We start from the raw sequence: 13,317 nt of genomic DNA, 5'->3' as shown, positions 1-13,317 counted from the left end.
CGGACCCTAGGAAGCGGTGTTGTTTGTCCTGGCCGGACGCCCGTGGGGCGAGGGGGCCAGCCCCCTCGCGCTCCCCCGGAGTATTTCACCCAAGAAGAAGGAAAGGGGACTGGCCTTATCCTTCGATGCGCGAGAGGTCGGCGATTTTCGCGCAGCTTGCGGTGATCTCGTGCAGGAGGTTGAGGCGGTTGCGGCGCAGGATCTCGTTTTCCGCGTTGACCTGCACGGTCTCGAAAAAGGCGTCGATGGGCGCGCGGAGATCGGCCATGGCCGCCATGGCGGCGGGGAAATCGTCTGCTTCCAGCGCCGGGGCAACGGCGGACTCGGCGGTTGCGAGCGCGGCGAAGAGGGCCTTTTCTTCATCGGTTTCCGCGAATTTCGCGTCGGCACCAAAGCGGTATTCGACGCCGTCCTTTTCTTCGGCTTGAGACAGGATATTGGCGGCACGCTTGTATCCCTGCACGAGATTTTCCCCGTCGTCAGACGCGAGGAAGCCCGCCAGCGCAGTGGCCCGGTTGACCAGCAGCGCAAGGTCGTCGCTGCCCGGCATGGCAAGGCAGGCGTCAATCACGTCGTGGCGGATGCCTTCTTCTCGCAGGTGGACCTTGAGCCGGTCATGGATGAAGCGCAGCAGGTCGTCCGAGGCATCGGGCACCCGGTCGGCCAGTTCGAGGAAGGCGTCGTGCAGGTCGTCGAGCCGATCCCTGACCGCGTGGAAGGCCGCGCCGAAGACGCCGTGTTCGGCGATTTCGGCCAGCAATTCCTCGGTTGCGCGGCCACCGAGGGCGTCATGCAGGGCGGCCTCGCTACGGACCAGTTGGGCGTCGATGTAGCGGTCGAGGTTGAGGCGCAACCCGTTGACCAGCACTAGCCGGATCACGCCGAGCGCGGCGCGGCGCAGGGCGTAGGGGTCTTTCGAGCCGGTGGGCTTTTCGGCGATCGCCCAGAAGCCCGTCAGGGTGTCGAGCTTGTCAGCCAAGGCCACGGCGACCGAGACCGGGGCGGTCGGCACGTCATCCGATGGGCCGAGCGGCGAGTAATGTTCTTGGCAGGCGACGGCGACGTCGGAGGGGTAGCCAGCGGCTTCGGCGTAGTAGCGGCCCATGAGGCCCTGAAGCTCGGGGAACTCGTAAACCATTTCCGAGCTGAGGTCGGCCTTGGCGATGCGCGCGGCGGCCTCGGCCTTTTCGGGATCGGCGCCGACCGCCGGGGCCAGATCGCGGGCCAGCGCCGCGATGCGGTCGATGCGCGCGGCCTGCGTGCCAAGGCGGTTGTGGAAGGTCACGTTTTCCAGCGCGCGGGTCCAGTCGGACATATCCGCCTTGGCGATGCGCAGGTCGTTTTCCCAGAAGAACTTGGCGTCCGACAGGCGCGCGGCCAGCACCTTGCCATTGCCAGCAAGGATCGTTGCGCCGTGGTCCGCGGTTTCGCGGTTGGCGACAGTGATAAAGCGTTCGATGCGGCCCGTCTTGGGATTTTTGATCGAAAAGAACTTCTGGTGTTCCTTCATCGAGGTTTGCAGCACCTCGGGCGGGAGGTCGAGAAACTCTGTCCCGATCTCGCCCATCAGGACGACCGGGTATTCGACCAGCCCGGCGACCTCGGCCAGAAGCCCCTTGTCGTCCACGACCTCCAACCCGGCGGCGAAGGCCATGTTGGTTGCGTCGTGCCAGATATGATCGGCGCGATCTTCGGACGAGAGCAGCACCCTGGCGCGCTTGAGCTTGGCGGCGTAGTCGTCGAAGGAGGTCACGGTGAAGCGGCCCGGTGCCATGAAGCGATGGCCTTCGGTGGTGTCGCCTGCGGCCAGACCGTCCACGTCGAACGGCACGACGCTGGCGCCGTTTTCATCGGACAGGATGCACAGGATCGAATGCAGCGGGCGGACCCATCGCAGCGAGCCCGCGCCCCACCGCATCGACTTGGGCCACGGGAAGGCGCGGATCGTGGCGGGGATCAGCGTGGCCAGGATATCCTCGGCGGGGCGGCCGGGCTTTACGATCCGGGCGAAATAGGTCTGGCCCTTCTTGTCGTCGCGGATTTCAAGCTGGTCCTTGGTCAGCCCTGTCGCGCGCAGAAACCCGTCCAGCGCCTTTTCGGGCGCATCGGTGCGCGGGCCCTTGCGTTCTTCGGTCACGTCGGGGCTGTCGGACGTCAGCCCTTCGACGGTCAGGGTCAGGCGGCGCGGGGTCGAGAAAGCGCCTGCGCTGGCATAGGTCAGACCGGCCTCGACCAGACCGTCGGTGACCAGTTTCTTGAGGTCGGCCGCGGCTTTGGCCTGCATCCGCGCGGGGATTTCCTCGGAGAAGAGTTCCAGCAGAAAATCGGGCATATCAGTTTAACTCCGGTGCGGGCGGGCAGTCGGCGGGGACCGGGCGGCCATTATAGGCGGCCTCGCCACAGCTGTTGATCTGGTGCCAGGCATAGCCCCGGCCGGATTCGGTAAGCATCACGACACTGTCGAACCCGTAGATGAAATTGCCCTCGCCCAGAAAGGCGAGCGCGGTGCCGTCTTCCAGTGCACCGGTCAGCGCGCCCGCGTCGAAACAGTCGAACCAGTCGGGCGCGATCAGGGGCGTTGCATCCCCGTAGGGCCGGTAGGTTTCGGTCATCATGGCCAGTGTCAGCGGCGTCGAGAAACAGGCCCGGAAGCGCAGGGGCGAGGTGTCGGCGTCAATGCCCTGAAAATCAGAGATCGGCAGAGGCTCGGCGGTGCCGTCAAACCGGGTTGCGATGATGGAAACGTCCTCGACCGAGACCGGGGTGTAATAGGCGCGGGTCTGGACATACCACAGGACCGCGCCGAAGACGGCGGCAAAGCTTAACATTCCGGTAATAACCCATCTTGCCCGGTTCATGCCGCGTCACCGGTCGGCGCGATGAAGCCGCCCGCCTCGGTCTGCACGAAAGCATCGGCGCATTGCTTGGCCAGGGCACGGACCCGGCCGATATAGGCCTGCCGTTCCGTGACCGAGATCACGCCCCGCGCGTCGAGCAGGTTGAACAGGTGGCTGGCCTTGATGCACTGGTCATAGGCGGGGTGCGCCATGATGATGCGCTTGCCGGTCTTGGGGTCTTCTGCCGGATGGCTGAGGATCGCCTCGCATTCGCGCTCCGCATCCTCGAAATGACGCAGCAGGATCTCGGTCTCGGCGGTGTCGAAGTTGAAGCGGCTGTATTCCTCTTCCGTCTGGCGGAACACGTCGCCATAGGTCAACGGAATCGGCGCGTCGGGGTCGTTGAAGGGCATGTCCATCACGTGATCGACGCCGAGGATGTAGATCGCCAGCCGTTCCAGCCCGTAGGTCAGCTCGCCCGAGACCGGCTTGCAGTCATGGCCGCCGACCTGCTGGAAATAGGTGAACTGGCTGACTTCCATGCCGTCGCACCAGACCTCCCATCCCAGGCCCCACGCGCCGAGCGTCGGGCTTTCCCAGTCATCCTCGACGAAGCGGATGTCGTGCAGGGCCATGTCGATGCCGATAGCCTCCAGGCTGCCCAGATAGAGCGCCTGCAGATCCGGCGGGCTGGGTTTGATCAGCACCTGGTACTGGTAATAGTGCTGCAGACGGTTCGGGTTTTCGCCGTAGCGGCCATCTGTCGGGCGGCGCGAGGGCTGCACATAGGCGGCGGCCCAGGGCTGCGTGCCGAGGCTGCGCAGGGTGGTGGCCGGGTGGAAGGTGCCGGCGCCCACTTCCATGTCATAGGGTTGCATGATGGCGCAGCCCTTGCTGGCCCAATAGCTCTGAAGTCTCAGGATGATTTCCTGAAAACTGCGCGGCGCGGTGCTGGTCTCGGCCATCTGGTTCCCCGGGTGTTGAAAGGCAGGGGTGTGATAGTTGTCCCCCTGCCCATGGTCAATCGGCCCCATCCTCATATTTATGGTGCATCGGAACTTCACTCTGGTAGGTTGCCGCAGATAAGGACCGGTTTTTGCCGGACGGAAACATGGGGATAGCGGTATGAGGGTGGCTGCAAGCCGTTTTATTTTTTGTATAGCCGTTGTGTTGGGACTGGCCGTATTCGGGGCCGGAGACGCCTATGCACAGCAAGACCGGGTCTGGGTTCAGCTTGAGGCGCATCCCGACCTTCAGACTGCCGACCGACGGGTTCGGGCCTATGCGCGGGTGTTGCCGGACGTGAACGGGTACCGGTTGCGCACCGGATGGTACGCAATCGCGCTTGGGCCCTATTCCGAAACCGACGGGGCCGCCGTTCTGGCGCAGTTGCGGGCGCAGGGGGCCATTCCGCAAGATGCCTACCTGTCGGACCGAGAAATTTACCAACAGCAGTTCTTCCCCATCGGGGCGACAACGCTGGAACAGGGCGGCGACACCACTGCGCCGACCATCACCCAGCCCGTGACCCCCGTTGCCCCGGCGCGGGAAACCGTGGCCGAGGCCCGCCAGAGCGAGCGCCTGCTCAGCCGCGAGGAACGCGAAGCCCTGCAAATCGCGCTACAATGGTTCGGGCACTACAATTCCGGCATCGACGGTGCCTTTGGCCCCGGCACCCGCGCGGGTATGACCTCGTGGCAAGAGGCCCAGGGGCTGGAGCCGACCGGCATCCTGACCACGGGACAGCGCGCCCGGCTGATGGCCGACTATCAGGCCGCGCTGGACGCCCTGGGGATGCAGCGTGTGCGGGACGAACGCGCCGGGATCGAGATCGACCTGCCGCTGGCGATGGTCGAATTCACCCGCTACGAATACCCCTTCGCGCAATATGAAGCGGTCGGAGGCTCGGGCATTCAGGTTTTGCTCATCAGCCAGGAAGGCACTGCGGCGACGCTGGGCGGGCTTTACGAGATCATGCAGACGCTGGAAATCGTGCCGCTGGAAGGCGAGCGCACCCGGCGCCAGAACAGCTTCGTGCTGACCGGGCAGAATGACCGGCTGCGCAGCCATACTGTCGCGCGTCTCGAAGACGGGCAGATCAAGGGCTTTACGCTGGTCTGGACCCCGGAGCGCGATTCCCAGATGGCGCGGGTTCTGGACATGATGGAAAGCAGCTTCCAGACCTTTGGCGGCACGCTTGACCCCGGTGCGGTCGATCCGGGCCTCGACCAGGGGGTCGACTTGATGGCCGGTCTGGATGTGCGCCAGCCGGACCGCGCGCGCTCGGGCTTTTATATCGACGGATCGGGCCGGGTGCTGACCACCGCCGAAGCGGTGCAATCCTGCACCCGCGTGATGGTCGATGGCCGATACGAGATGGCCGTCTCCTTTAGCGATCCGGGCCTGAACGTGGCGGTGCTGCAACCAACGCAGGCGCTTGCGCCCTCGACCGTTGCGGGCTTCCCGACGGTGCCGGTGCGCATTCGTGCCGATGTGGCGGTGGCGGGATTCCCCTATGACGGGGTTCTGGACGCGGCCTCGCTCAATTTCGGAACGGTGGCCGACATGCAGGGGCTGGATGGCGATGAACGCATCGCGCGGCTGGACGTGTCGCTTGAGCCGTCGGAAGCCGGGGCCCCGGTGCTGGACGCCACCGGCGCGGTTGTCGGCATGGCGTTGCCCGCGCCGCAAACCGGCCGCGCACTGCCCGATGGCGTCAGCTTCGCCCTGCGTGGTGACCAACTGGCCGGCATCCTGGACCAAGCCGGTGTGACCGCGCGGCGGGCGCCGGTCGATCCGCAGCCGATGTCGCGCAACGCGCTGGCCCGGTATGGCGCCAACCTCGCGGTTCTGGTGACCTGCTGGAACTGAGCCTTGTGGCCTTGTGAAACATGAAAAGGGGGCGGCTCTTCCACCGGGGTCGCCCTATTTCATGGGCGCAAATGCCCGGCCTTCTTCTTTGCAAAAAATACCCAAATCCGACGGATGCCGACTGGCACGGACCTGTCCCGATAGGGCCCCCCATCTGCCGATGAGGCCTCAGCCGCGCCAGAACCGGGTGGTGAACAGAACGAACACCGCCATCAGTTCCAGCCGCCCGACCAGCATCGCGACCGACAAGATCCATTTCGCGGTGTCGCCCAGATGTGTGAAGGTGCCCGCCGGGCCGATCTCATCCCCCAGACCGGGGCCGATATTGGCCAGCGCCGTCGCGGCGCCCGAGACCGAGGTGATGAAATCCAGCCCGGTCAGCCCGAGCAGGATCGACACCACCCCGAGACTGACGAAGAACAGCATGAAAAACGCCATGACCGAGGACAGCACCTCCTCGGACACCTTGCGGCCCTCGTAGCGCGGCTCGAACACGCCATGCGGGGCATAGAGACGGCGCAGCTGCGTGGCGATCGAGGCGAGCAGAAGCTGGTAGCGGAAAATCTTGATCGAACAGGCCGTGGACCCCGCGCAGCCCCCGATCAGGCCGATGAAGAAGAACAACACCACTGCGACCCCACCCCAAAGCTGGTAATCGACGCTGGCGTAGCCGGTGCCCGAAATGATCGAGGTCACGTTGAACAGCGCCTCGCGGATGCCGTGTTCGAAATGGTCGCCGTTCACGAGCAGGCGGTAGACCGCGAAGAACACCGTCAGGGCAAGGATGGTGCCAAGGTAGGCGCGCACCTGCGTGTCCAGAACGAACGGCCGGGCGCTGCCCGCGAGGATCTGGACATAGCGCACGAAGGGCAGGCTGGCGAGGATCATGAACAGGGCGGCCACGTATTCCATCGGCCCCTGATAGGCCCCGAAGGAGGCGTCCGAGGTGGAAAAACCCCCGGTCGACAGCGTTGTCATTGCGTGCACGATCGCCTCGAACTGGCCCATGCCGAGGGCGATGTAGCTCAGCGCACAGGCCAGAGTGAGGGCCACGTAGATCACCGAGATCTGCTTGGCGATTTCGCTGGCGCGGGGCAGGATCTTGCCCATGGTGTCGAAGGCTTCCGAACGGAAGATCTGCATCCCCCCGACCCGCAATTCGGGCAGGAAGACCATTGCCACGACAATGATGCCCACGCCGCCAAACCACTGCATCATGCCGCGCCAGAGCAGCAGGCCCTGCGGCAGGTCTTGCAACCCCGTGAACACGGTGGCGCCAGTGGTGGTCATGCCCGACATCGCCTCGAACACCGCATCGACAGCGCGGGCGCTGGTGGCGCCGATCATGAAGGGCAGCGCCCCGAACAGCGGCAGCACCAGCCAGACGGTGCTGGTCAGGAGAAAGGTTTGCTGGATCGTGAGGCGGGGTTTGACCCCGTTGGCGCAGGACAGCGCCAGAAGCGCGCCGGGCAGGGCGGTCAGCACCGCGCTTTGGGCAAAGGCGGGCCAGTGTCCGTTGGTGAAATAGACATCTGTGACAAGGGGCACCAGCATGGTCGACCCCAGCACAAGCAGTAACAAACCGATAACATAGCCGACGGGCCGCAGATCATACATGGCGTGCACGGTTGGCCGCGATAGCTGCGGCTGTCAACTGCTCATCGCCTTGGGTGCGCCGGACGCGCGGATGGCCGACGAAGGGGCGCGGCCGCCCCTTCTGCGTGGATCGCCCCCGCGGCTCAGATGTAGAGAATGTCGCGGAAGACGTGGCGCGCGATGTCGTCGCGTTTCAGGCCCATGCGGGCAAGCTCGGCGTCGGACATGGATTGCAGCCTGGAGATTTCGCCCGCGCGGGAGCGCGCCTCGACATAGTTGGTGGCCGCCCGCGCGATGGCCGCGCCGATGCGCGCGAAAATCGAGGTATGGGTACCGGAGTGTGCGTAGTCGATGGAAGCCATTTGGAAACCCCTTTCAGGACAAGGTTGGTTCCCTCCCTTGTTGAAAAAGGTAGGATGTCCTGACCTTTATCGCCACTGCCGATCCCGAAACCCCGCAATGCGCGGGGCGCAGGGCTCAGCCGACGTGGAAAAGGGTCGAAAACAGCTTGGGGTCGAGGCTTTGCGCCGCGAAGGTTTCGCCCTCGGTCAACATGCTGACGGCATCGTGGCTGTGCAGGCTTTCCTGATGGCTGGCCACAACGCGGAAATCGCCGATGCGCGGTTCGCCATGCAAGGCCTCGGCAAAGAGGCGCGCGGCGTCTTCCACAAAGATCGGGTTGGCGGCGTTGAGTTCGGCAAAAGCCTGTTCATCCTCGCGTTTGACCATAACCTGCGTTTCCGTGGGCACGCCCGAGCGGGCGAGGTCGATCAGATCCTCGAACCACAGGCAGCCGCCGCCGGGGGCCAGTTCCACTGAAATGCGCGCCACCGAGCGCTGTGAATGCGGTGTCGCCAGTTGACCGCGATATTCGCGGGCATGTTCGCTGAGTTCCAGCGAGCAGGGGCAGGTCGAGCTGTAGACGAAATCCAGGTGCAGGATCTTCTTGCGCTGTCCGGCCTGCTCGATCAGTTCCAGCGCAATATCATAATACTGGTATCCCGACAGACCCGAGCGCAGGCTTTCGATTTTCATCGGGAAGGAAAAGCGCATCTGGAGGCGCGCGTCGAAGCTGTCGAGGTCGGCCTTGTAGGCGTCGAGCGCGGCTTCCATCACCTCGAAGCTGAAGGTCCGCTCTGCGTGCTTGTAAAAGCTGCGCATGATGCGGGACATGTTGATGCCCTTCTTCTCGGCCTCCAGGCTGACGGTGCCGGTGACCGAGGTTTCCAATGTCAGATCGCCGTTATCGCGCGTGTGATAGCGGATCGGCAGGCGGAAGTTGGAAATGCCCACATGCTGGATGACGCGCTTTTGCCCCTTGATCAGCGAGGCGGGACCGTTTTGCAGGTCGGGCAGGCTGTCCTTGTAGTCCGCGTCCACCTTGAAATCGTGCGGGTAGTCGCGGTTGAACTCCGGATAGTCGGGACGGTTGGGCAGATAACCGGACACCGATGCATTGAGCGCGCGCAGCTCTTCCGCTGACGCGGTGCGGGCCCATGCCTTCAGAACCTTGATGGCCTGACGGGCCTCGTCGCTGTCGGGCGCGGTCGAGATATTATTGATCTGGAGGTTCATGACACTCCCTTCCCCGGTCTGTCGAGACTGACAATATGGTCCAGTCGCTGGCCCATTCCAAGCTTGTTCACTGAAATCAATACGGCGCTTCGCGGCGGGCGGATCACATCAAAACGGCACCATTCGCCAATCTGGCGCCAGATCGCCCGGTGCCGGGTGGCCGGTGGCGTTGATTTACTGGGGGGCAGTCCGCCCCCGGCGCTGCGAGATTTTTTGCAGACAAGCGCTCAGGGTGCGCGATAGCGGGCGACGAAATTGGCAAGGATCCGCTCGGGCACGGTGATCTCTTCGGCCAGGCATCGCGCGGTCAGCGCGTCGGCCTCATCGGGGTGGAAATACCCCTTGTTGCGGTAAATGCGGATGCGGGTGGCAAAACTCTGGCCATCTGCTTCGGGGTGAAACTGGGTGGCATAGACGTTCTGGCGATAGCGGATCATCTGGAACGGGCAGTTTGCTGCCGCAGCCAGATGCACGGCGCCGGGGGGCAGGTCTTGCACGGCCTCCTTGTGGCCGACGAGGGCGCGGAAACTGCGCGGCAGCCCGTCGAACAACGGATCAGATGCGCCGTCCTCGGACAGGGTGCACTCGACGCCGCCGATTGCCTCGCCATACTGCGCCTTGCTGACCGTGCCGCCCAGATGGTGGGCCAGGATACCAAGGCCATAGCAGCAGCCCATGAACGGCACGTCTGCCTCGGTGATCCGCGGCATCAGGCCAAGGATCTCGGCCTCGATCTTGGCTTCCTGCGGGGTCTTGTCCTCGGGTTTGTCGGAAACGCAGCCGGGACCGCCCCCAACGATCACGCCGGAATAATCGGCCAGCACCAACCCGCCGGGCAGGTCGCGCTGGTCAAGGCGGAGACGGTGCACCTCGCCTTCCGAGAGGCCGCCCTTGGCGAGGAAACTGGCGAATTCCTCGTCGGCGGCCTCGTCTTCGGGGCGCAATTGCAGGATCAGAAACGGTTTCATGGGCGGTTTCTTAGCGCGGGGGCGGCGCCTTCTCCATGCGGTAATTGTGCAGCGTTGCCCATGCGTCGTTGAGACGACGGATCACGATCCCGGTCCTTGTGCCGCCGCGAGCGCCTGCGTGAGATCGGCAATCAGGTCGCCCGCATCTTCCAGACCGATCGACAGTCTGAGCAGCCCGTCGCTGATCCCCAGCCCGGCCCGTTGTTCCGGCGTCAGGCGCTGGTGGGTCGTGGTCGCGGGATGGGTGATGATCGACTTGGCGTCGCCGAGGTTGTTCGAGATCACGATGATCTGCAACGCATTAAGCAGCTTGAACGCCGCCTCTTTGCCGCCCGCGACATCAAGCGCGATCATGGTGCCGCCCGCGTCCATCTGCGCGCGGGCCAGATCGTGCTGCGGGTGATCGGTCAGGAACGGGTGGATCACGCGGGACAGGCCGGGCAGGCCCTGCAACGCCTGGGCCACTTTCAACGCGGAATCGGCCTGCGCTCGCACCCGCAGGTCCATGGTTTCAAGGGCTTTCAGCATGACCCACGCGTTGAACGGCGACAGCGAGCCGCCGGTGTGCTTGAGATAGGGTTCGGCCACCTTGCGCACGAATTGCCGGGTGCCGCAGATAACGCCACCAAGGCAGCGGCCTTGTCCGTCTATATGCTTGGTCGCGGAATAGACGATCACGTCGGCCCCCAGATCGCCCGAGCGTTGCAGCACCGGCGTTGCGAAGACATTGTCGACGATTACCAGCGCACCGACCGCGTGGGCCAGATCGCTGACCGCACGGATGTCGATCACTTCCAGCGTCGGGTTCGACATGGACTCGAAGAACACCGCCTTGGTGTCGGGGCGGATCGCCGCGCGCCACTGGTCCAGATCGGTGCCGTCGACAAAGGTGACCTCCACCCCGTAGCGGGTGAGGATTTCTTCGAGGATATAGAGGCAGGAGCCAAACAGCGCCTTGGCCGACACCACGTGGTCGCCCGCCTTCAGCAACGCGGTCAGCGCACCATTGACGGCGGCCATGCCGCTGGCGGTGGCAAAGGCATCTTCGGTGCCTTCCAATGCCGCGATGCGGTCTTCGAACATGCGCACGGTGGGGTTGCCGTAGCGGGCATAGATGAACTCGTCATCTCCGGTCTCGATAAAGCGGGCTTCGGCCTGCTCGGCGCTGTCATAGACGAACCCTTGGGTGAGGAAGATCGCCTCGCTCACTTCACCATACTGGCTGCGGCGGGTTCCACTATGAACGGCTTGGGTGCGGGGGTGGATATCGGCGGGGAGGGGTCGTTTGCCCTGGCTCATATCTTCGGTCTCCTGCAGGTCCGGAACAAGAAAGCCCCGAACCGGTGAACGGTCGGGGCATCTGCCATGACAGGTGACGCTCGACCTCTTTAGCGGCTTGTTTAACGTGGCCCGCAATCCGGTTAACAAATCGCCACGGTGCGCTTCGCATACGCTCTTGGGCGACGAGGAGCAAGGGGATTTCGCGTTCAGGTTGCCGAGACGCGGCGCTTGTCACGAAGCCGAAACACCGCCGTCACCTTGGCGTTGCCTTGGGCGGGTAGGAAAGGGCAGGCATGTTCGGTGGGGACGGAATGGATGCTGGTGGCTTTGACGGCGCGGGCAGACAGGTTGGAGGGCGAGGCGCGTCTGCGGGCGGCCTTGCGCGCCTCGCCCGCCGCCGTCGCCACGGTCATGATCCATGGTTACCGCTTTTGTCCCGACGGTCCGGACCGGGACAACCCGCACCGTCATATCCTGTCGCTCGATCCGGTCCGCGACTGCTGGAAAGCGGTGAGTTGGCCGCGCCACCTGCACATGGATCGCGGCGGTTTGGGCATCGCGCTTGGATGGCCAGCGCAGGGCACGCTGGCCGGGGCCTATCGGCGCGCGGGCGAAACCGGCGCGGCGTTGGCGCGGATTGCGCGGATCGTGCGGCAGGAACGGCCCACGATGCGGCTGACGGTCATGGCCCATTCCCTTGGCGCGCGGGTGGCGCTGGCGGCGTTGCCGCTGGTGGGGGCTGGGGATATCGCCCGAATGGTGTTGCTGTCGGGGGCGGAATACCGGCAGCGCGCGGCGATGGCGATGGACAGCCCGGCAGGCCACGCGGTGCGGGTGCTGAATGTCACCAGCGGCGAAAACGCCCCCTTTGACGCTGCGTTCCGGCTGCTGATCCGGCCGGATGGCTGGGCCGACTGGCCGATCGGCGCCGGGTTGCAGGACCCGCGCCGCAACTGGCTAAACCTCTCGATCGACTGCCCCCGGCACCACGCGGCCTTGCGTCAATGCGGCTTTCCCATGCGTCCGCCCCGAACCCGCTTTTGCCATTGGTCAGGTTACATGCGCCCCGGTGTGTTCGCGCTTTACCGGGCCGTTCTTGGCCCCGACGGCGCGACGGCGCTGGCGCGTCTCGGTGCGGCCCTGCCCGACGGTCAGTCGGAGGGGACGCCTCGCCCCGAATTTGCGACCGGCCCGCAGCCCCGGCGGATCTGAGGGCGTGCCTCTGGGAAAGGCGTGACATTTCCCGCGCAAAACGATTATTCAAAACGGGACAATTCTGCGCCGGTCCTTTGGCTGGCGACACTGCCCGAAGGCGATTTGACATGACCGATCTCTTGACCCTCGAAAACCTTGGCAACCTCGTGATGCTGTGCTTTTTGCAAGCTGTTCTGGGGTTCGACAACCTGCTGTATATCTCGATCGAGAGCCAACGCGCCCCGCAGCGCCACCAGCGCGCGGTGCGGTTCTGGGGCATCATCCTTGCCGTTGTGTTGCGGATCGTCCTGCTCTTCGCGATGGTCAAGTTGATCGACCTGCTGGCCGAGCCGTTCCTTGTGCTGAACTGGACCGGCATCCTTGAAGGCGGAGTGAACTTCGCGACCTGCGTCTTCATTTTCGGTGGCGTGTTCATCATCTACACGGCGGTCAAGGAAATCAGCCATATGCTGTCGATGGACGATCTGGGCCATGCCATGGGGAATACCTCTGGCAAATCGGCCACGCAGGTGGTGATCATGATCGTTTCGATGAACCTGATCTTCAGCTTCGACTCGATCCTGTCGGCGCTGGCGATCACCAAGGTCTTTGCAGTTCTGGCGGTGGCGATTCTGGTGTCGGGTCTTGCCATGCTGCTGTTGGCCGATGGCGTGACGCGCTTTCTTCAGAAAAACCGCATGTACGAGGTTCTGGGCCTGTTCATCCTGCTGATCGTCGGCGTTGTGCTGTTGGGCGAGGCCGGAGTGGCCGCCGAGCATGCCACCCACGATCCGGCGATGGCCCTGCATTTCTTTGGGTATGCGGTGGTGCCGATGTCCAAGACCACCTTCTATTTCGCGGTTGTGGTCCTGTTCCTCGTGGAATTCATCCAGTCGGGCTATCAGCGCAAGCTGGAAGCCAAGCGGGCGACGCAAGGTCAACAGACCCAAGCCATTCCAGTATCGGAATCGCAGCATTGATATCTTTTTTTATGG

Annotated in this window: 11 protein-coding genes and 1 riboswitch; of the genes, 3 read left to right on the top strand and 8 right to left on the bottom strand. The window is 64.2% G+C overall.

The window, feature by feature from the left end; all coding sequences use genetic code 11:
• Window positions 1–115 precede the first annotated feature (115 nt).
• The 3 genes from glyS to BKY27_RS00285 are packed head-to-tail and all read right to left on the bottom strand — an operon-like array spanning window position 116 to window position 3,802.
• Window positions 116–2,332 carry a glycine--tRNA ligase subunit beta gene (gene glyS, locus BKY27_RS00295; RefSeq protein ID WP_071672421.1) on the bottom strand — a complete coding sequence of 739 codons (2,217 nt, stop codon included), beginning with the start codon at window positions 2,330–2,332 and terminating at the stop codon, window positions 116–118.
• Between the two features lies 1 nt (window position 2,333).
• Window positions 2,334–2,858: a DUF6446 family protein gene (locus BKY27_RS00290; protein ID WP_071672420.1), complete on the bottom strand. Its 525-nt coding sequence runs from the start codon at window positions 2,856–2,858 to the stop codon at window positions 2,334–2,336.
• Window positions 2,855–3,802 carry a glycine--tRNA ligase subunit alpha gene (locus BKY27_RS00285; RefSeq protein WP_071672650.1) on the bottom strand — a complete coding sequence of 316 codons (948 nt, stop codon included), beginning with the start codon at window positions 3,800–3,802 and terminating at the stop codon, window positions 2,855–2,857. The genes BKY27_RS00290 and BKY27_RS00285 overlap by 4 nt, the downstream gene beginning before the upstream one ends.
• A gap of 202 nt (window positions 3,803–4,004) precedes the next feature.
• On the opposite strand from BKY27_RS00285, the gene BKY27_RS00280 reads away from it, so the two are divergent.
• A complete protein-coding gene (locus BKY27_RS00280) occupies window positions 4,005–5,708 on the top strand; it encodes a serine protease (protein ID WP_158514945.1) in 1,704 nt (567 codons plus the stop codon).
• A 168-nt stretch (window positions 5,709–5,876) separates the two neighbouring features.
• Here BKY27_RS00280 and BKY27_RS00275 read toward each other — a convergent pair whose 3' ends face one another.
• From BKY27_RS00275 to metZ, 5 genes are all read right to left on the bottom strand, one after another.
• Window positions 5,877–7,325, bottom strand: a complete 1,449-nt coding sequence (locus BKY27_RS00275; protein WP_071672418.1) for a TrkH family potassium uptake protein — start codon at window positions 7,323–7,325, stop codon at window positions 5,877–5,879.
• A 122-nt stretch (window positions 7,326–7,447) separates the two neighbouring features.
• The gene (locus tag BKY27_RS00270; protein WP_071672417.1) at window positions 7,448–7,666 is read right to left on the bottom strand and encodes a hypothetical protein; all 219 of its coding nucleotides are present in this window, start codon (window positions 7,664–7,666) and stop codon (window positions 7,448–7,450) included.
• Window positions 7,667–7,781: 115 nt separating this feature from the next.
• Window positions 7,782–8,879: a GTP cyclohydrolase FolE2 gene (gene folE2 / locus BKY27_RS00265; protein WP_071672416.1), complete on the bottom strand. Its 1,098-nt coding sequence runs from the start codon at window positions 8,877–8,879 to the stop codon at window positions 7,782–7,784.
• Window positions 8,880–9,106: 227 nt separating this feature from the next.
• A complete protein-coding gene (locus tag BKY27_RS00260; protein WP_071672415.1) occupies window positions 9,107–9,847 on the bottom strand; it encodes a glutamine amidotransferase in 741 nt (246 codons plus the stop codon).
• Window positions 9,848–9,928: 81 nt separating this feature from the next.
• Window positions 9,929–11,146: an O-succinylhomoserine sulfhydrylase gene (gene metZ, locus BKY27_RS00255; protein ID WP_071672414.1), complete on the bottom strand. Its 1,218-nt coding sequence runs from the start codon at window positions 11,144–11,146 to the stop codon at window positions 9,929–9,931.
• Window positions 11,147–11,214: 68 nt separating this feature from the next.
• Window positions 11,215–11,293, bottom strand: a riboswitch (SAM riboswitch).
• Between the two features lie 150 nt (window positions 11,294–11,443).
• Between metZ and BKY27_RS00250 the strand changes: the two genes are divergently transcribed.
• Complete coding sequence (locus BKY27_RS00250; protein ID WP_071672413.1) at window positions 11,444–12,340, top strand: alpha/beta hydrolase; 897 nt, start codon at window positions 11,444–11,446, stop codon at window positions 12,338–12,340.
• Window positions 12,341–12,450: 110 nt separating this feature from the next.
• Window positions 12,451–13,302, top strand: coding sequence for a TerC family protein (locus tag BKY27_RS00245; RefSeq protein WP_071672412.1), 852 nt, complete (start codon window positions 12,451–12,453; stop codon window positions 13,300–13,302).
• Window positions 13,303–13,317 lie beyond the last annotated feature (15 nt).

This window comes from Nioella nitratireducens, assembly GCF_001879715.1.
Taxonomy (GTDB): Bacteria; Pseudomonadota; Alphaproteobacteria; order Rhodobacterales; family Rhodobacteraceae; genus Nioella; species Nioella nitratireducens.
The sequence above is the reverse complement of the archived record's forward strand: the minus strand, read 5'-3'. Positions and strand labels throughout refer to the sequence as shown.

Coding starts and splice junctions, on each gene's coding strand:
- glyS (WP_071672421.1), bottom strand. CDS start 2,332: ATGCCCGATTTTCTGCTGGAACTCTTCTCCGAGGAAATCCCCGCGCGG.
- BKY27_RS00290 (WP_071672420.1), bottom strand. CDS start 2,858: ATGAACCGGGCAAGATGGGTTATTACCGGAATGTTAAGCTTTGCCGCC.
- BKY27_RS00285 (WP_071672650.1), bottom strand. CDS start 3,802: ATGGCCGAGACCAGCACCGCGCCGCGCAGTTTTCAGGAAATCATCCTG.
- BKY27_RS00275 (WP_071672418.1), bottom strand. CDS start 7,325: ATGTATGATCTGCGGCCCGTCGGCTATGTTATCGGTTTGTTACTGCTT.
- BKY27_RS00270 (WP_071672417.1), bottom strand. CDS start 7,666: ATGGCTTCCATCGACTACGCACACTCCGGTACCCATACCTCGATTTTC.
- folE2 (WP_071672416.1), bottom strand. CDS start 8,879: ATGAACCTCCAGATCAATAATATCTCGACCGCGCCCGACAGCGACGAG.
- BKY27_RS00260 (WP_071672415.1), bottom strand. CDS start 9,847: ATGAAACCGTTTCTGATCCTGCAATTGCGCCCCGAAGACGAGGCCGCC.
- metZ (WP_071672414.1), bottom strand. CDS start 11,146: ATGAGCCAGGGCAAACGACCCCTCCCCGCCGATATCCACCCCCGCACC.
- BKY27_RS00250 (WP_071672413.1), top strand. CDS start 11,444: ATGCTGGTGGCTTTGACGGCGCGGGCAGACAGGTTGGAGGGCGAGGCG.
- BKY27_RS00245 (WP_071672412.1), top strand. CDS start 12,451: ATGACCGATCTCTTGACCCTCGAAAACCTTGGCAACCTCGTGATGCTG.